This window comes from Micromonospora sp. ABR4_055 (genome assembly GCF_056160425.1).
The window spans coordinates 25848-42395 of sequence record NZ_JBSWXD010000041.1 but is presented as its reverse complement, the minus strand read 5'-3'; the positions used below and the strand labels follow the sequence as shown (position 1 = coordinate 42395).

The 16548-nt window shown below is 73.2% G+C and carries 15 protein-coding genes and 1 pseudogene; 9 read left to right on the top strand and 7 right to left on the bottom strand.

Translation table 11 applies throughout. The features are described 5' to 3' along the window. From ACXAHD_RS12580 to ACXAHD_RS12570, 3 genes and pseudogenes are all read left to right on the top strand, one after another. Window positions 1–357: pseudogene (locus tag ACXAHD_RS12580) on the top strand (hypothetical protein); the annotation flags it as partial. 107 nt (window positions 358–464) lie between these two features. Further along, window positions 465–1745 carry a S8 family serine peptidase gene (locus ACXAHD_RS12575; RefSeq protein ID WP_475050611.1) on the top strand — a complete coding sequence of 427 codons (1281 nt, stop codon included), beginning with the start codon at window positions 465–467 and terminating at the stop codon, window positions 1743–1745. Then, entirely contained in the window at window positions 1724–2197 is a 474-nt protein-coding gene (locus tag ACXAHD_RS12570) for a hypothetical protein (protein WP_475050609.1), read from the top strand. The genes ACXAHD_RS12575 and ACXAHD_RS12570 overlap by 22 nt, the downstream gene beginning before the upstream one ends. A 7-nt stretch (window positions 2198–2204) precedes the next feature. Here ACXAHD_RS12570 and ACXAHD_RS12565 read toward each other — a convergent pair whose 3' ends face one another. The 3 genes from ACXAHD_RS12565 to ACXAHD_RS12555 are packed head-to-tail and all read right to left on the bottom strand — an operon-like array spanning window position 2205 to window position 4347. After that, on the bottom strand, window positions 2205–3476 hold the full coding sequence (locus tag ACXAHD_RS12565) for an SseB family protein (protein ID WP_475050606.1): 1272 nt from the start codon (window positions 3474–3476) through the stop codon (window positions 2205–2207). Beyond that, window positions 3473–3964, bottom strand: a complete 492-nt coding sequence (locus ACXAHD_RS12560) for an SUKH-3 domain-containing protein (protein WP_289211857.1) — start codon at window positions 3962–3964, stop codon at window positions 3473–3475. The genes ACXAHD_RS12565 and ACXAHD_RS12560 overlap by 4 nt, the downstream gene beginning before the upstream one ends. Then, window positions 3964–4347 carry a YwqJ-related putative deaminase gene (locus tag ACXAHD_RS12555; protein WP_475050603.1) on the bottom strand — a complete coding sequence of 128 codons (384 nt, stop codon included), beginning with the start codon at window positions 4345–4347 and terminating at the stop codon, window positions 3964–3966. The genes ACXAHD_RS12560 and ACXAHD_RS12555 overlap by 1 nt, the downstream gene beginning before the upstream one ends. Before the next feature lie 209 nt (window positions 4348–4556). On the opposite strand from ACXAHD_RS12555, the gene ACXAHD_RS12550 reads away from it, so the two are divergent. From ACXAHD_RS12550 to ACXAHD_RS12540, 3 genes are read left to right on the top strand one after another with little or no spacing between them, the layout of a single operon-like run. Next, window positions 4557–6236 (top strand): right-handed parallel beta-helix repeat-containing protein, encoded by a 1680-nt coding sequence (locus ACXAHD_RS12550; RefSeq protein WP_281567174.1) that lies wholly within the window; start codon window positions 4557–4559, stop codon window positions 6234–6236. Between the two features lie 3 nt (window positions 6237–6239). Beyond that, window positions 6240–7808 carry a type VII secretion protein EccE gene (gene eccE / locus ACXAHD_RS12545; RefSeq protein WP_475050600.1) on the top strand — a complete coding sequence of 523 codons (1569 nt, stop codon included), beginning with the start codon at window positions 6240–6242 and terminating at the stop codon, window positions 7806–7808. Continuing rightward, window positions 7805–8494, top strand: coding sequence for a hypothetical protein (locus ACXAHD_RS12540; protein WP_281567176.1), 690 nt, complete (start codon window positions 7805–7807; stop codon window positions 8492–8494). Before eccE ends, ACXAHD_RS12540 begins: the two co-directional genes overlap by 4 nt. On the opposite strand, the gene ACXAHD_RS12535 is transcribed toward ACXAHD_RS12540, so the two are convergent. Both ACXAHD_RS12535 and ACXAHD_RS12530 read right to left on the bottom strand, forming a co-directional pair. After that, on the bottom strand, window positions 8416–10053 hold the full coding sequence (locus ACXAHD_RS12535; RefSeq protein ID WP_475050588.1) for an FtsX-like permease family protein: 1638 nt from the start codon (window positions 10051–10053) through the stop codon (window positions 8416–8418). The two genes, ACXAHD_RS12540 and ACXAHD_RS12535, sit on opposite strands and share 79 nt — an antisense overlap. Next, the gene (locus tag ACXAHD_RS12530; protein ID WP_289211854.1) at window positions 10050–10754 is read right to left on the bottom strand and encodes an ABC transporter ATP-binding protein; all 705 of its coding nucleotides are present in this window, start codon (window positions 10752–10754) and stop codon (window positions 10050–10052) included. The genes ACXAHD_RS12535 and ACXAHD_RS12530 overlap by 4 nt, the downstream gene beginning before the upstream one ends. Before the next feature lie 33 nt (window positions 10755–10787). Between ACXAHD_RS12530 and ACXAHD_RS12525 the strand changes: the two genes are divergently transcribed. Next, the gene (locus ACXAHD_RS12525) at window positions 10788–12041 is read left to right on the top strand and encodes an ABC transporter permease (RefSeq protein WP_475050584.1); all 1254 of its coding nucleotides are present in this window, start codon (window positions 10788–10790) and stop codon (window positions 12039–12041) included. 29 nt (window positions 12042–12070) lie between these two features. Here ACXAHD_RS12525 and ACXAHD_RS12520 read toward each other — a convergent pair whose 3' ends face one another. Beyond that, a complete protein-coding gene (locus ACXAHD_RS12520; protein ID WP_475050581.1) occupies window positions 12071–13357 on the bottom strand; it encodes an erythromycin esterase family protein in 1287 nt (428 codons plus the stop codon). Window positions 13358–13461: 104 nt separating this feature from the next. On the opposite strand from ACXAHD_RS12520, the gene ACXAHD_RS12515 reads away from it, so the two are divergent. Further along, entirely contained in the window at window positions 13462–14490 is a 1029-nt protein-coding gene (locus ACXAHD_RS12515; RefSeq protein WP_475050578.1) for a hypothetical protein, read from the top strand. Here ACXAHD_RS12515 and ACXAHD_RS12510 read toward each other — a convergent pair. Then, a complete protein-coding gene (locus ACXAHD_RS12510; RefSeq protein ID WP_281552599.1) occupies window positions 14477–15370 on the bottom strand; it encodes a CPBP family intramembrane glutamic endopeptidase in 894 nt (297 codons plus the stop codon). The two genes, ACXAHD_RS12515 and ACXAHD_RS12510, sit on opposite strands and share 14 nt — an antisense overlap. A gap of 53 nt (window positions 15371–15423) precedes the next feature. Here ACXAHD_RS12510 and ACXAHD_RS12505 point away from each other — a divergent pair, with 53 nt between their 5' ends. Next, entirely contained in the window at window positions 15424–16539 is a 1116-nt protein-coding gene (locus ACXAHD_RS12505) for an FAD-binding oxidoreductase (protein ID WP_281552598.1), read from the top strand. Window positions 16540–16548 lie beyond the last annotated feature (9 nt).

The window sequence follows — 16548 nt, the reverse complement described above, 5'->3', positions numbered from 1 at the left end:
CCACGCAGCCGCCCCGCCGCCCCGACTGCCGGCGCTGCCCGACTACCGCAGCCGGCCGCACCCGGCTCCGCCGGTCGGCCGGGCCCGGCTGCTCCCCGGCTGTCCGGCCGGACCGGGCCGATGAAGCCCGGCGGTGCCGCCAAGGGCCCGGGTCCGGTGCTGGGCGGGCAACGGGGTGCCGGCCCAGCCAGTGGCACCGGTCGCACCAGCCGCAGGACCGACGACCGGCAGCAGACCTGGGGGTACGGCGACGGTGGCGACGAGCTGTGGCAGACCGACCCGCCGGCTCCCGGCACCATCGACACCCCCGACGAGAAGCCGCCGCAGCAGCAGGGCCGGAGCCTGGGCCAGCGATGAGGCCGGCACACGGCCGAGCTGAGCCGGACGAAGCACCCGAAGCAGTATCATCCGGGCACAGCGCCGGGTCGCCCGGTGACTACCCGACGGAGAGGTGTGCTCCGCCCATGCGTGCTTCCCGGCGGTCGATCGGCCTGGTGGCAGCCGGGCTGCTCGGGCTGCTCGGCACGGTCCCGCTGCCCGCCGGGCCGGCGCAGGCCGACGAGACCCGGGACCAGTCCTGGCACGTCGAGGCGATGCGACTGCCCGAGGTGCACGAGATCACCCAGGGCGAGGGGGTGACCGTCGCGGTGGTCGACACCGGCGTCGACGCCTCCCACCCCGACCTGCGGAACAACGTATTGCCCGGGGCCGACCTTCACGACCGCGACAGCAAGGGCCACGTCGACCGGCGCAACCACGGCACCGGGATGGCGTCGCTGATCGCCGGGCACGGGCACGGGCCCGGCGGCCGCGACGGAGTGCTCGGGGTGGCGCCGAAGGCCAAGATCCTGCCCATCACGCTCTCCAGCCCGAAGACTGAGATCATCCTCCCCGAGTCCATCGCGCTCGGGATCAACTGGGCGGTCAACAGCGGCGCCGACATCATCAACGTCTCGCTCACCGGGTCATCCGACCCGGCGCTGGAGCAGGCCGTCGAAAGCGCCTACCGGCGCGGCGTCATCGTCGTCGCCGGCATCGGCAACCGCCGCGACATCCTGATCGGGCAGCCGGCCCGCAGTGAGTGGACCATCGCGGTGACCAGCAGCGGACGTGACGGTGGGCTCAGCCCGGAGTCGATCCGCGCCGAGCAGACCCACATCGCCGCACCCGGCGAGGACATCGTCCGAGCTGCCGTCGGTGGCGGCTACTACACGATGGACGGCGCCAGCTCCGCCACCGCGTTGGTGTCGGGGGCGTTCGCGCTGCTCAAGGCGCGGTATCCGGACGAGGACCAGGGCAAGCTGTTCCAACGGCTGGTCGGTACGGCGTACGACGCCGGGCCGCCCGGCAAGGACCTCGACTTCGGCTGGGGCATCCTGGACATCCACGCGGCGCTCACCACCGAGCCGGACGACCGGGCCAGCCCACGGCCGTCGCCGACCGCCAGCGACCCCGTCGCCTACCTGCCGCCCGAGCCGGGCTACGAATTCGGGCTCGACGAACTGATCGGCATGCTGATCTTCTTCACCATCCTCGGCACGGTGGTCACCGGCATCGTACTGCTGATCCGGTGGCTGCGGCGCCGGGCGGGACGTCCGGCCGGCTCCCGGGATGGTCCACCGCCGATGGCCGACGTCGGTGCACCGGTACCAGCGCCGGCGGCCCAGGCCGGGCCCGATCAGCCGACCGGGGGCGAGCCACCGACCGCCGAGGACGATTCGGTATGGCGTCCACCGAGCCGGTGAACGTACCCCGGCAAGCCGCCGGCCCCGTCGCGCCCGCCGCCAACCGGCGGCGGCCAGCGGTCGTCGTCGCCGCCGTACTGCTGACCATCCCCACCGCTGTCCTCTGGCTGGTCGCGGGTATCGCGTTCCTGGTCGTCACCTACCGCGCCGAGGGTGACGCGAAGTTCCTACTGTGGATCATCGCGTTCGCGATCCTCGGCCTCTGCCTGCTGCTGGTCTTCATGACCTTGGCCGGTATGCGGATCGTCTGGGTCGGCGGGCCGAACATGCTGCGGGCCCCGGCCGGGTTCACCGCCGGGCTGCTCCTCGTCGTGCTGGGCGGCCTGCTGCTGTTCGGCAAGATCGAATACCACCCGACGATGCTGCTGCCGATGGTCGTCGGAGCGCTGGCCGGACTGGCGGTGATCCTGCTCGCCACCCCGCCCGCGCGGCGCTGGCTGGCTAAGCAGTAGTCGCCGGTCAACCGGTGGTCGCGGCCGGTGGCGGATCCACCGGCAGCCAACGTCGACCGCTCCGGTCGAACCGGGCCAGCAGCTCGTCCCTGCCGTCCTGGTGCAGCACGTGCAGCTCGGCTCCGTCCGGCACGGCCAGTGCCCGCTGCTGCGGCCGCTCGTCGAGCCAGGTCACCGGGGTGTCCGGGCCGGGTTCCCACCGTACGACCGGCACCCACTCGTCGGCGGCGGTGAACGGCGATTCCGGCCCGAGCAGGCCCAACCGGGCGTACAGCCGATCGGGGGTGTCCCGGCCGGGGCCGTGCCAGCGGTGCACCGGGCCGGCCATCCGGTCGTAGCCGTCCGCCACGTACGCGTGCAGGTGGCGGTGCGGGACGACCAGCTGCATCCGGACCGGAACGTCCGGGTCCGCCCCGGCCCGATCCGCGTCGGCACGGTCCGCGTCGGCACCCTCAGTCACGGTCCGGCGCAGTTCGTCGAGCCACCGGCTGACCTGCCGGACCGCCTCTCCGGGCAGGCTCACCGCCGACGCGGTGCCCGGGTTGACGGCGAGCTGCCAGCGCGGGTCCGGCCAGTTCGCGAAGAGTCGCGCGCTGGAGGCGACGACCGACGGCGGCGGCACGTCGAACACCTCAGCCAGCATCGCCGGGGAGGTGAAGACCGGCACCGACGGTTGTCCCGCCTCGTCGGGCAGACACCACCAGGGGAACCGGGGGTCGGCCAGGTCGGTCGCGGCGGCGTCGGGGTCGGCGTCCGGCGGCATCGGTACGGTGAACTCGACCCGTAGCAGGGCGGCCATCACCGCGTCCGGGTCCTCGGCCGCGACGGCGGCGCGCAGCGCCCGAGCGATGTCGCCGGCATCGGGTGACGGTGCCAGCTCCCGCAGCTGCCCGGCGGTGATCCGGTGGGCGATCGGCAGTCCCGGGTCGACCGCCAGCCACCAGCTGTCGTCGGGGATCGTGGCGACCACCTCGGCCAGGGTGACCGTCACGTACCGTACCGACTCGCCCGGTAGTCCGGCGGCGATGGCCTGCGGCGAGGTGAAGGCCAGTACGTGTGGAGCGCCGTCGTGCTCGACGGTGGGCCAGGCGAACGGTGCCTGACCGGCGGCGGTCTCGGCCGACACCGGCAGCAGCAGCGGCCCGGTGCCGAGCGCCGCCAGGTAGCCCGCCAGGTCGGCGGCGGCGGCCATGCCCGCCTCGGCAGCGGTGGCCGGCCGCCACCCTGCGGAGGCCGACTCGGACAGTGGCTGCGGCCCTGGCTCCGGGTCGGCGGTCACCAGCTGCCGTCCTCGGCGAGCCGGTGCGGCCGTTGACCGAGGATCAGTGCGGTGACGGCCTGCTCCACCGACCGGCCGAGAAACCAGTCGCCGCCGTGGTCCAGCACGAACACCCGCTGTCGGGCGTCGATGGCCAGGATGCCGGTGCCGTCCGCTTCGACGCCGAGCGGGCTGACCGGTACGCCCAGCGTGTCGGCGAGTACGGCGAGGGTGGCGACGGTGTGCACGGCGCGCAGCGGATCGAGGTGGACGGTGCTCGGCGCGACCGCCTCGCCGGGGCCGTCCGGTTCGACGTACAGGCCGCCGAACTCGGCGTACGCCTCGATCGCGGGACCGACCACGGTGTGCTGCCGCCCGTCGGGGCCGACGTGCGCGGCGACCCGCAGGGCCCAGTCGCGGCCCCGCTGCTCGTCGCGCCGGCAGGGCTGCCAGCCGGCTAAGGTCAGGGCGGCCAGCACCTCCGTCGGGAACCGGTCGTCGCCGGGCATCAAAGCGTCTCCATCCCGAACCAGTCGAGCAGTTGGCGGCAGGACCGGCACGGGGCGACCGCCGTGCCGTGGGCCGGATCGTCGGGCTCGCGGATCAGGGTGACCCGGATCCTGGCCGCCCACAGCGCCGCGCGGGCCGCAGCTGGGGACAGTTCGGGGCCGGGCTGGCGCTGCTGTACGGCGTACAGCCGGTCGGAGATCAGCACCGGCTCGGCGCACCAGCCGACGAAGCGTTCCCGCTGACCGACCGGAAGTTCGTCCAGGATCCGCCGCACCAGCGGGTGCAGCTGCGGGAGATGGTCGCCGCGCACCGAGGTGTGGGTGTGGACCTCGCCGTCGACCAGCAGAGCGGCTGCCGTCAACGGCAGCGTGCGTACCGCCATCACGCTCTCCTTTCCGCCGGTCTTCCGGGTCCGGCCGGAGGCCCCGGGATCCCGCCGTAGAGCGTAGACAACCGGTGCCGGTCGTTGCTGCCTGCTGCGGCCCGGCGGCGACGCGGTCGTTCAGACGCGGTCGTTCACCGGACACCAGGTCTGGTGGTGCTGCGATATCGTCGGAATCCCCTGTCCCACCGTGTACGAAGCCCGGAGCGATGACGCGCACCCTCTTGGTCAGTCCGGACCAGCCAGGCGCCTATCCGTCGATCGGTGACGCGCTCGCGGCGGCGTCCGACGGGTCGGTGGTGGCCGTCGACCCCGGCACCTACTACGAGGCGGTGTTCGTCAACGATCGACAGATCACTGTGGTCGCCGCGCAGGGTGCCGGTTCGGTGACCGTCGACGCCTCCGCCGGCAACTATCCGACCGTGTCCGCCAACGGCGGCACCCTCGAACTGCGTGACCTGGTGCTGCTGGCCGGCGACGCGCCGACGGTGGCGGTCGACCGGGCACGGCTGACGATGACCGGCTGCCAACTGCGGGCCGGGTTCGGCGCCGGCGTCGTGATCGGCAACCGGTCGAGTTTCACGCTGACCCGGTGCACGGTCACCGGGGCGCGGCACGGCCTGGTGGTCGAGGACTCGGACGGCACCGTCGACGGTTGCGAGTTTACCGACCTCGCCGAGGACGGCGTGATCGTGCGGATCGGGGCCGCGCCGACCATCCGGGCGTCGACGATCAGCGGCTGCGGCAACCGGGGCGTCTACATCTACCAGCACGGCCGTCCGGTGCTGGAGACGTGCGAGATCTTTCGGACCGGCGGTGCCGGGGTGGCGGTCGCCCACCAGAGCGCGCCGACGCTGCGGCGCTGCCGGATCCGCGACACCCGTGGGCCGGCGGTCTCTTTCGGTCGGGGCTGTGCGGGCAGTGTCGAGGAGTGCAGCACCGAGAACACGGCGATGCCGGCGTTCGACATCGCCGAGGGGGCCGAGCCGACCATCGTCACCGGTACGGCGAGCCGACGTGCGGTGTTCGGCGCGGCCGCCGCCGCGTCGGCCGGCGGGCCGGACACCGCCCGTACCGAGGAGTTGCTGGCCGAGCTCGACGCGATGGTCGGCCTGGAGTCGGTCAAGGACGAGGTACGCGGGCTGATCGACGAGATCCAGGTGAACGAGTGGCGGCGTGGCGCCGGGCTGCCGGTCAGCGCGGTCAGCCACCATCTGATCTTCGCGGGCGCGCCGGGCACCGGTAAGACGACGGTGGCCCGGATCTACGGTGAGCTGCTGGCCGCCCTGGGGGTGCTGTCCGGCGGGCCGTTCCGCGAGGTGTCCCGGCGCGACCTGGTCGGGCAGTACCTGGGCCACACGGCGGAGAAGACGGCCGCCGTCTTCGAGCAGGCTCTGGGCGGTGTGCTCTTCGTCGACGAGGCGTACACCCTGTCCCGGTCGTTCGGCAGTGGTGGGGACTTCGGTCAGGAGGCGATCGACACCCTGGTCAAGCTGATGGAGGATCACCGCGACGAGATCGCGGTGATCGCCGCCGGCTACACCGGGGAGATGCGGCAGTTCCTCGACGCCAACCCCGGCCTGGCGTCCCGGTTCGCCAGGACGATCGAGTTCGGCAACTACACCCCGGAGCAGTTGGTGGTGATCGTCGAGCGGATGGCGGCGAACGACGAGTACCTGCTCGCCGCCGCGGTGCCGGAGGTCCTGCTCGGACACTTCTCGGCGGTGCGGCGGGACGAGAGCTTCGGCAACGCCCGCGAGGCGCGCAAGCTCTTCGAGGGGGTACGCAAGGCGCAGGCGCAGCGGCTGCGCCAGTCCGGCCAGCGGCCCAGCCTGGACGAGCTGCGTTCGGTGACCGAGGCCGACGTCCGTACGGCGACCGGACGCTGAGCGATGACGACCGACCCCGGCCCTCCCGCCGACCAGTCGTCGGGCGCACCGACCGGCTGGCAGCAGTGGGCACCGCCCCGACAGCGCGACGCCGCGCCGATGCCCGCAGCGGCACCGCCACCTGCAGCCGCACCACCGACGCTGGGTGTGGCCGGCTCGGCCCCCACCTCGGAGCTGCCGATGGTCCACGCTGCCGGACTGTCGACCGGGCGGGTCGCGGGCAGTACGACCGGACAGGTCGCGGGCAGTTCGACAGCGACTCCGCTGGCGGCGCGGGCCGCCGTGCCGGTGCCGCCGGCCGGATCAGGATCGGGCCAGCCGACCTCGGACATGATCCCCGGCATCGCCGGGTCGGCAGCTGCGGCGTCGACCCCGGCAGCGACGTCGGGCAGCCGGATCCGGCCCCGGCGGGTCCGCCCCGGCACCGGCCCGTTCGCCATCGGGCAGCTGGTCTACTGGCAGCTGGCGGCGACGGTTTTGCTCGCCGCGTACCAGCGGGGGCCGGTCGTGGCGCTGGTGACGGCGGCGGCGCTGGCCGTGCTGCTGGCACCGACGGTGGTCCGACTGCGCGGGCGGTGGCTCTACCAGTGGCTGGCGGTGTGGTTGCGGTACCGGCTGCGGCCCCGGCGGTTGCCGGCCGGTGGCGGCAACCGGGCGGCGGGCCTGCTGCGGTTCGTGGAGCCGACCGCGATAGTGGACGATGTCACGGTCAGCGGCCGGACGATGGCGACGATCAGTCACCGGGGTGGCGTCTGCGCCGTCGTAGAGCTCGACCCTGCCGCCGGCTCGCTGTTCGTCGGCTCCGCGCTGAGTCTGCCGTCCCCGGCGGCGCTGCTGCCGGCGGCGGATCCGGCTGCCCCGCCGATCTCGGTGCAGTTGCTCGTTCAGGTCGCGGCGGCACCGCGCGCGCACACCGGCCGAGGGCTGGTGGAGCGCTCCTACCGCGAACTGACCGGCGGTGACGTGCCGGCCCGTCGGCGGGCCTGGCTGGTGCTCCAGGTGATGCGTACGCCGGACAGCTACACCGATCGGGAGCTGGCACCGGCGCTGGTGTCGTCGGTCCGGCGGGTCCAGCGCCAGCTGAAGCAGGACCGGGTGCCGGCCCGGCTGCTGGGCGGCGACGATCTGCTGACCGCTGTCGGCTACCTGGCGCAGCTGCCCAGCCGGCTGGACAGCGGCAACGTCTATGGCACCGCCAGCAACCGGGTCGCCGGCGAGGAGACCTGGCAGGCGTGGTGGAGCGGTGAGGTCCCGCAGGTCTGCCGCCGGCTGCTGCGCTGGCCGGAGCTGCCGTGGCAGCTGGACGACGTGTTGCGGCAGCTGCCGATGGTCGACACGGTGGTGTCGGTCGCCGTCGCCCGGGAGCCGGGGCATCCGACCGAGGCGGCCGCCGGGGACGTGACGGTGTCGGCCGCGGTCCGGCTCACCGCCGCCGATGTGACGACGCTGGCCGTCGGCGACCAGGCCCTGACCGAGGCGGTACGCGAACGCGGCGGGCTGACCGAGCGGATCGACGGTGAGCATGTCCGTGGGCTGGCCGCCACCCTGCCGCTCGGGGGGTTTCTGCCGTGACGGGTCCGTTGTCGATCATCCCGCCGGCCGGCCTGCACACCACCGGTCCGGAGGCACTCGGCGACGTACGGTTGCGGGCCGGCGGCGACGGCATGGTCGTCGGGCGCAACCGGCAGGGCGGGCCGGTCGCGGTGCGGCTGTTCCGCCCGGAACCGACCCGGTTGCTGCTGGTCGGCGGGCTGCGCTGCGCGCAGCTGCTCACGCTGCGGGCGATGGCGCTCGGCGCGCACCTGTTCATCCAGACCGCCCGCGAGCCGGACTGGCAGGGGATTCTGCACCAGTGCGGTCTGGGTCGGGAGTCGGCGTCGTTTCTGCCGCCCGGTGCCCAGCCGCCACCACCGCCGTCACCGGCGCATCCCCAGCTGCTGGCGGTGGACGTCGGCCCGGCGATGGGCGGTACGCCGGAGGTGGGGGCGCCGTGGCGGACGACGATGGTGGTCCGCAACGACGTCGGCAGTTGGGATCTCGATCCGCTGGTCCGCAGTGACCTGGTGGTGCTGCAGCGGTTGACCGCCGCCGAAGCGGCACTGGTGGCGTCGGCGTTGGGGTTCACCGAGGCGCAGAGCTGGTTGACCCGGATCCATCCGGAGATGGTCGGCCTGGTCAGTCAGGGCCGGCTGCAGTGGGTGATGCTGCATCCGACGTCGATGGAGTCGGCACTGCTCGGCCCGGTCGGCCGGCCCTGACCGGGCCAGGTCATCTGCCGGTAGCCGATCAGGTCTGCCGGAGTTCCGTCAGGTCGGTGGCGCCGCGCAGGAACAGCAGTCCGACGCCGACCGTGGCCAGGGCGGCCACCATCGCACCGACGCCGAGCAGCGCCAAGTCGTCGAGGGGTACCTGCACCGGCACGGTGATGCCCGGGTGTTCGATCGTCCGGCCGTACTCCGTCCAGTCCTCGGGGGTGCGACAGGCATCCGCCGGATCGCAGAACGTGGTCGTACGGGCCGGAGGAGACCTCCGTTCCGAGCGCCCTGGCCATCATCGTGCCGGCGGTCAGCGCCACCAGGGTCGCCGGTAGCAGCGGGGTGAGGGTCTGGACCAGGACCGAGCGGGCCAGCACCCCGCGTGGTACGCCGGTGGCGACGAGTGCCGCGTTGGCACGGCGGCGCTCCACGATGCCTTCGACGACTGCGACGGCCAGACCGGCGGCTGCGATCGCCAGGCCTACCAGGACCGCGATGTGCACCAGGGTGACCGCGTTGAAGTAGAAACTGTTGTCACTCGGACTGTACGGCTGGCCGCTCTGTTCGGCGAGGATCCGGCGGACCCGGTCCCAGCTGCCGAACTCGGCCGCCATGTAGGCGCTGAACCCGGCGGTGCCGGCGCCGAACAGGACGCAGACCAGCAGCCCGGCGAAGGTCCGTGCGCCGTGCCACGGGTCGGCGGTCAGCCGTCGGGCGGCGAGCAGGGTCGCGGGGCGGCGGGCCACTCGCCGCAGGATCCGCCCGCATGCGTACGAGATCCAGCCCGTACCGGTGGCGACGCCGATCGCGATGGTCAGCGCCCCGGTGAACGCGATGGCCGCGACGCCCCACAGTGGGGCTTCCCGGCCGGCAGCCCAGTCGACGAGCGGCCGGAACAGGAAGGTCACCACCAGGCCGCCGAGGATGAGCAGGCCGGGCCACCACCCGGGCCGCCCTTGCCTGCGCCGGCGCTGTACGCCGAGCGGGGACACGACGACCGTACGCAGCAGGGCGGCGGCGACTGCGGTTGCGAGCAGCGGGATGCCGGCCACGATCAGGATCAGCGACCAGACCGGGGGCAGTACGTCGGTGGGCAGTGGCAGCAGGCCGTGCTCGTCCGGGCGGTGCAGCAGTCGCCGGCCGGCCAGGTACACGGCCAGCCCGGTGACGGAGCCGAGCGCACCGGCCAGCCCGGTTTCGGTGGCGGCCAGCGCCCGGACCTGGCCGGGGGTGCCGCCGGCCAGCCGGATGGCGGCGAGCCGCTGGTCACGGGCGGGCGCACCGAGTCGGGCGCACTGCCCGGCGAGGGCGAGGACCGGGATCGCCAGGAGGAACAGGGCGATGGTGACTCCGGTCCGCAGCTCCGCCTCGGCGATCAGCGCCGGGCCGTACTGCGGGGACCGGTTGGATCTTCCGTCCGGGACGGTCGGCACGGCGATGACCGTGGCGGCGGCCAGGAAGGTGACGGTGGTGAGCAGCGCGGCGGCGGTGAGGACGATCCGTACCGTGTCGGTGCGGGTGCCGACGAGGCCGAGCCGCAGCAGGGTGGCCGGACGGATCACGACCGGGCCGTCCGGGCGACGACTGGGCCGAGCCCGGCCGGGTCGATCTCGCCGTCGCGCAGCATGATCTCCCGGTCGGCGTACCCGGCGACCCGGGGGTCGTGGGTGACGAGCACGACGGAGGTCCGTTGCTCGCGGGCGAGCCGGACCAGCTGGCCGAGGACCTGCTCGCCGGTGAGGCTGTCCAACGCGCCGGTGGGTTCGTCGGCGAACAGCACCCGAGGTTCAGTGATCATCGCGCGGGCCAGCGCGCACCGCTGCTGCTGGCCGCCGGACATCTCGCCGGGCACGGTGTCGGCCTGGTCAGCGACGCCGAGCCGGTCCAGCCAGGTGAGCGCCGCGGTCCGTGCTGCTCGCCGCCCCGTGCCGGCGAGCAGCAGCGGAAGCGCGGCGTTCTCCGCTGCGGTCAGCTCGGGGACGAGCTGACCGAACTGGAACAGCACCCCGAGTTCGGTACGCCGCAGCACGGCGCGGGCCGACTCGGAGAGCAGGTCGATGCGCTGGTCGCGGTAGTGGATCTCACCGGCGTCCGGGCGCAGGATGCCGGCGAGGCAGTGCAGCAGGGTGGACTTGCCGCACCCGCTGGGCCCGGTGACGGCGACGATCTCGCCTTCGGCGACGTCGAGGCTGACGCCACGTAGCGCCGGGGTGGCGCCGTACGAGCGGACGACTCCTCGGCCGGAGAGCAAGGGACTGTTCATTGACGTACCTCCCGGTGCAGGTCGGTCGGCGCGGTGCTGCTGCTGGTCGGCGTGGTGACGCTGCTGCCGTGGCTGGTCGAGGCCGCCGTACGGCGGATGCGCGGCGGGCCGGTCGCCTGGCAGTTGGCGATCCGCCGGCTGCAGGTCGACGGCGGCGGCAACGCCCGGCAGGTGTGCGGGGTCGCGGTCGCGGTGGCCGGCGCCATCGCGTTGCAGGCGCTGTTCACCGGCGTCGACGACGACTTCGTCCGACAGACCGGTGCCGACCCGGACCGGGCCAGCCACCTCGCCCATCTCGGCGTACCGGACCGGTCGACCGGCGACGCGCTGTTGACCCGGCTGCGCGCGGTGCCGGGGGTCGACTCGGTCGCCGGATACCGGTCCACCTCGGTGTTCGCCGGCTCCGGCGACGGCGAGAGTGCCGGCGGCGTCGCACACCGCACCGATGAGCTGGTCATCGCCGACTGCCGGGGGCTCGCCGAGCTGATCGTGGCGACCGACTGCGCCGACGGTGCCGTCTTCCGGGTCGCACCGCCTCCCGAATACCTGCGATCCGTGACCGTCGACGAGCAGGGTCGGCTGGTGGAGACACCGGTCGAGCAGATCCGGGCTGGCGAGCGGGTGCAGGTCGCGCCCGGTGGGTACGAGTGGACGATTCCCGTCGACGCCCGACCGGCGCAGTCGCGCGTCGATCCGTACGGGATCGGTCGGTTCGGGATCTTCGCCACGCCGGCCGCGATCGACGTCGACGCGGTCGGCCGGCTGCCGACAACGGCGTACCTGCAGATCGACCCCGGCCAGCCGGACGCGGTCGAGCACGTCCGCAACCTGCTCGCCACCGCCGGACCGATGGACCTGCTGTCCACCCTGTCCGCGACGACCGAGGCGCGGCGGTTCACCAGCGTCCGTCGTGGACTCGTCGTCGGCATCGTCGTCACGCTGCTGCTGATCGCCGCCAGCATGCTGGTCACCATGCTGGAACAGCTGCGCGAACGGCGCCGGCTGCTGGCCATGCTGGACGCGTTCGGCGCACCCCGGCGGGCGCTCGGCTGGGCGGTCGTCTGGCAGCATCTGGTGCCCGTGCTGCTCGGGCTGGTCCTGGCGGTGGCCGCCGGGGTCGGGCTCGGTGCGGTGCTGCTCGGCATGGTCGGCCGCGACCTCGTGGTCAGCTGGTGGACGGTGGCCGGGGCCAGCGCGGCGGGTGCCGGTGTCGTGCTGCTGGTCGCCGCCGCCGGCCTGCCGGCGCTGTGGCGGCTGATGCGCGCCGACGGGCTGCGGACCGAGTGATGCTGGACGGGCTGCGTGCCGGGTGACGCTCAGACGCCGGACGGGAAGGTCTCCGGTTCACGCAGCTCGACATGCGGGGTCCGCAGCGGGCGCACCCCTCGGCTGCGGTCGAACCAGAGGAACGCGTCGTAGCGGTCGCCGAGCACGGTCGGCACGTAGTTGCCGCGCCGTTCCATGTTCGGCTGGTAGACCACCCCGATCGCCCGGTGGTCCAGCTCGTCGGTGAGCAGATCCGGTCTGCCGTCGGTGGGGAAGACGAACAGCGACTCGGCCGGGGCCGCGACGGAAAGGATCGCTTCCAGCGACCCCGGCCGGGCCGGCGGTACGGGAATCAGCCGCATCGGTGCGCCCCAGGTGTCACCGGCCACCACCGTTCCCCGGTAGGTGCCGAAGCCGACCAGGACCACCCGGTCCCGGCCGTACCGCTCACGTGCCAGCTGCCCGATGTTGACCTCGCCGAGCTCGGCCATGTCGGTGGCCCGGGCGTCGCCGACGTGCGTGTTGTGCGCCCACACCACCGCGCGGGCGTCCGGACCGTACCGGTCGAGCAGCCGGGCGAGGGTGTCGTCCATGTGCCGGTCCCGGACGTTCCAGGCCAGCCGGCCACCGGACACCAGTGCCCGGTAGTAGCGTTCGCCCCCGGCCACCACCTCGGCGTTCTGCCAGGCACCGAAGCTGCCTGCCCCGTCGGCGGCGGCGTCGCGCCGCAGCCGGACCAGCAGGTCGATCACCTCCGCCTCGCAGCCGGCGGGCACCAGCCGCAGGGCGGTCGCGTACTCCTGCGGGTCCTCGCCGTACGGTTCGAAGCAGCGGTACGCGTCGAGCGCCGCCGGCACCTGGTCCGGTCGATGTTCCCGCAGGTAGACGAGGATCTCGCGGAGCGACTCCCACAGCGAGTAGACGTCGAGCCCGTGGAAGCCGACCCGGGCGGATTCGCTGACCGAGTCGTTGTGCCGGCGCAGCCAGCGGCAGAAGTCGACCACCTCGTCGTTGGCCCACATCCAGGTGGGCCAACGTTCGAAGGTGGTCAGCGCGTCGCGCGGGTCGCGGGGGGCGTCGAGCCGGCCCCGGACGCTGCGGTCGACCCGGTCGCAGTCCGGCCAGTCCCCTTCGACGGCGATGAAGGAGAAGCCGTGCTCGGTGACCAGTCGGCGGGTGACGGCCGCCCGCCAGCCGTAGAACTCGTGTGTACCGTGGCTCGCCTCGCCGAGCATCACCACCCGCGCGTCGGCGGCCCGTTCGATCAGCGGGTCGAGGTCGTCGGCGTCGACCAGCGGTCGCGCCAGCGCGGTGATGTCCGCGGCATATCTGGCCACCGGGCCCGGGTACCCGGGCGTTACCGGCACAAACCCCGTCAGCCGGGGTCGCTGGAACCGGCGAGGCGGGTGTTGCGGGCGGGTTCGGGCTAGGCTGCCTGAGCATGGAGGAGCAATCGCCCGACGCTGAGCCGAGGCGGTCCCGCGCCCCACGGGCCAGGACACCGACGGCCGGCGTCACGCCGCCCGCCGCCATCGCTCCCGTGTTGTTCCAGCCACCGTCGAGCGCAGCCGGCAGCGCCGAGAGCCCCGCCAAGAAGGCCACGCCGGCGAAGAAGACCGCCGCGAAGAAGACCGCCGCGAAAAAAGCCGCCGCGAAAAAGGCGACTCCGGCAGCGGAGCCCACGGCGGCGGAGAAGCCTGCGGCGAGGAAGACCACGCCAAGAAAGACCGCCGCCAAGAAGACCGCGCCGACGAAGAAGACCACCGCGAAGAAAGCCGCGCCGGCGCCGGATCCGGCCGGCACTCCCCCGCCAGGTCCGGTCCCCGGCGGTACGCTGCGACAGCTGTTGGCGCGTCCGGCGTACGCGCCGGAACTGCTCGCCCTGGCCGCGGTGGAACGGATCGGGCCGGCGGCGCGGGACTGGGCGGCCCGGCTACGCGACGACTACCCGGCGGCCAGCGACGATGCACTGGCCCGGCTGGCGGCGCGCCGGTTCACCCGGCTCGCCGGGGCCGGCGCGGCGGTCGCCACCGCCGGCGGGCTGCTCGGCCCGGCCCTGGAGCTGGTGACCCTCGGCTGGACGCAGGCTGCTGTCACGCTGCACGTGGCGGCCGCGTACCGGCATGATCCGACCGACCGGGACCGGGCTGCGGAGCTGCTGGCCCTGACCGGCATGCAGCCGGACGTCGCGGCGGCCCACGCCGCGCTGGACGCGGCGGGCCGGCCGACGACCGACGACGCCGAGGATCCGGCGTTGCGGCTGCTCGGCGGTGCGCAGCGGTTCACCGAGGCGGTGAGCCGGTTGACCGGCGGCGGTTGGGCGCTGCTGCGGTTGCCGGCCCGGTTGCTGCCCGGTGGGCGGGCGCTGGTCGCCTGGTCGGGTGACACGCTGCTGCTGGAGCGGCTGGCCGCGCGGGCCAGCGCGCGCTATCGGCCGGTCACGCCGGCTGCGCCGGTCACAGCCAGCTGAACCAGTCACGGGGCAGCAGCGCGTAGCCGACGAACGCGAAGACGTCCAGCAGGGTGTGCGCGATGATCAACGGCATCACCCGGCGGGTACGCAGGAAGAACAGCGACAGCACCACACCCATGATCACGTTGCCGAGGAACGCTCCGAAGCCCTGGTAGAGGTGGTAGGTGCCGCGCAGCAGGCAGCTGGTGGCGATGACCGCGCCGATCCGCCAGCCGAGTTGCCGTAGCCGGGTCATCAGGTAGCCGACCACGATCACCTCTTCCAGGATGGCGTTCTGCGCGGCGGCAAGGATCAGCACCGGGACCGTCCACCACAGTTGCGGTAGCGCGGCCGGGACCAGGCTGGCGTTGAGCCCGAGCAGCGCGGCGATCCAGAACAGCCCGAGTCCGGGCAGCCCGATCGCGGCGGCCAGGGCGGCTCCCCAGGCCAGGTCGCGCAGCGGTGACCGGGCGTCGAGCCCGAGCCGGGCGCGGGCGTCGGCCCGGTCCCGGCTGAGCAGGTGGACCGCCAGCAGGACCGGCACGAGGGCGAAGAAGATCCCGAGCAGTTGGTAGGTCAGGTCCAGCCAGGGGCGGGCCGACTGGGAGGCGTTCATGGTGGCGGTCTGCTGCCCCAGCGGCCGGTCGGCGGTGAGTCGCGCGGTGATGGTGACCAGGGCGTAGATGGCGGACTGGCCGAGCGACACGCCCAGGACCAGGAGCACCTCGGCGCGCAGCAGGCGCGGTGGCAGCGGGGCCGCCGGGTGGGCGTCCGGGTTGCTGCTGGCCGGTGGTGGCGTACCGGCGAGGTCGACCGTCACCGGACCACTGTGCCCGAGCGGGTACGGCACGGCAATGTCGCACATCGGGTACGTCGACTCGCTACGAAGAGTGCTCACCCTGGAACTCAGTGATACGGAGTCAGTGGCGGCACGGTGACGGGAAGGCCTTGATGAGCGATCTCGCGCAACTGTTGAAGGAGAGCTGGGTGCTCGTCGAGGAGGAGCGCGACCAGGTGGCGGGCTACTTCTACGCCCGACTGTTCCTGGACCGGCCGGATCTTCGCCAGCTCTTCCCGGTGCAGATGGACACCCAGCGGCGCTGCCTGATCGAGGCTATCGTCTCTGCCGTCGGCTCGATCGACGACCCGGAGCAGTTCACCGACTACCTGCAGTCACTCGGGCGGGCCCACCGCAAGTTCCAGGTGCAAGCTGCGGACTACGCCGCGTTCGGCGGCATGCTGTTGGAGGCGCTGCGCACCGTCGCCGGTGACCGGTGGAGCGTCGAGTACGACGAGGCCTGGGGTGCCGCACTGGAACTGCTCATCACCAACCTGGTCATCGGCGCCGAAAGCGACCCGAACCCGGCATTCTGGCACGCCGAGGTGCTCGACCACGAACGCCGGGGCACCGACGTCGCCGTGCTGACCTGCCGGCCGCTGCAGCACCGACTGGAGTACCAGCCGGGGCAGTACGTCAGCGTCGAGGTGCCGCGCTACCAGCCAAGGCTGTGGCGCAGCTACTCGATCGCGAACGCGCCCCGGGCGGACAACACTCTGGAGTTCCATGTCCGGGCGGCCGCTGCCGGCTGGGTGTCCAGCGCGCTGGTCCGCCGGGTCCGCCCCGGCGATCTGCTGCGGGTGGCCGCCCCGATGGGCTCCATGGTGCTGGACCGGGACTCGCCGCGCGACATCGTCTGCCTGGCCGGCGGGGTCGGTTTCGCCCCGGTCAAGGCCCTGATCGACGAGCTGACCCGGTACAACCGCAGCCGCTGGGTGCACGTCTACCTGGGCGGGCGGACCCGCGACGACCTGTACGACCTGGCCGAGCTGAGCCAGCTCTGCGCCGCCTACCCCTGGCTGAACGTGGTGCCCTGCTGCTCGGACGACCCGGGCTGGACCGGGGAGCACGGCGAGGTCGCCGACGTGCTGGCCCGCTACGGCCCGTGGTACGAGCACGACTTCTTCGTCGCCGGGTCGGCCGGCATGGTCCGGTCCAGTCTGCGTCGGCTCGCCGAGCTCGACGTCCCGGCCGAGCACATCCACTACGACAGCTTCGGCGAGGTGTGATCGCTTTGC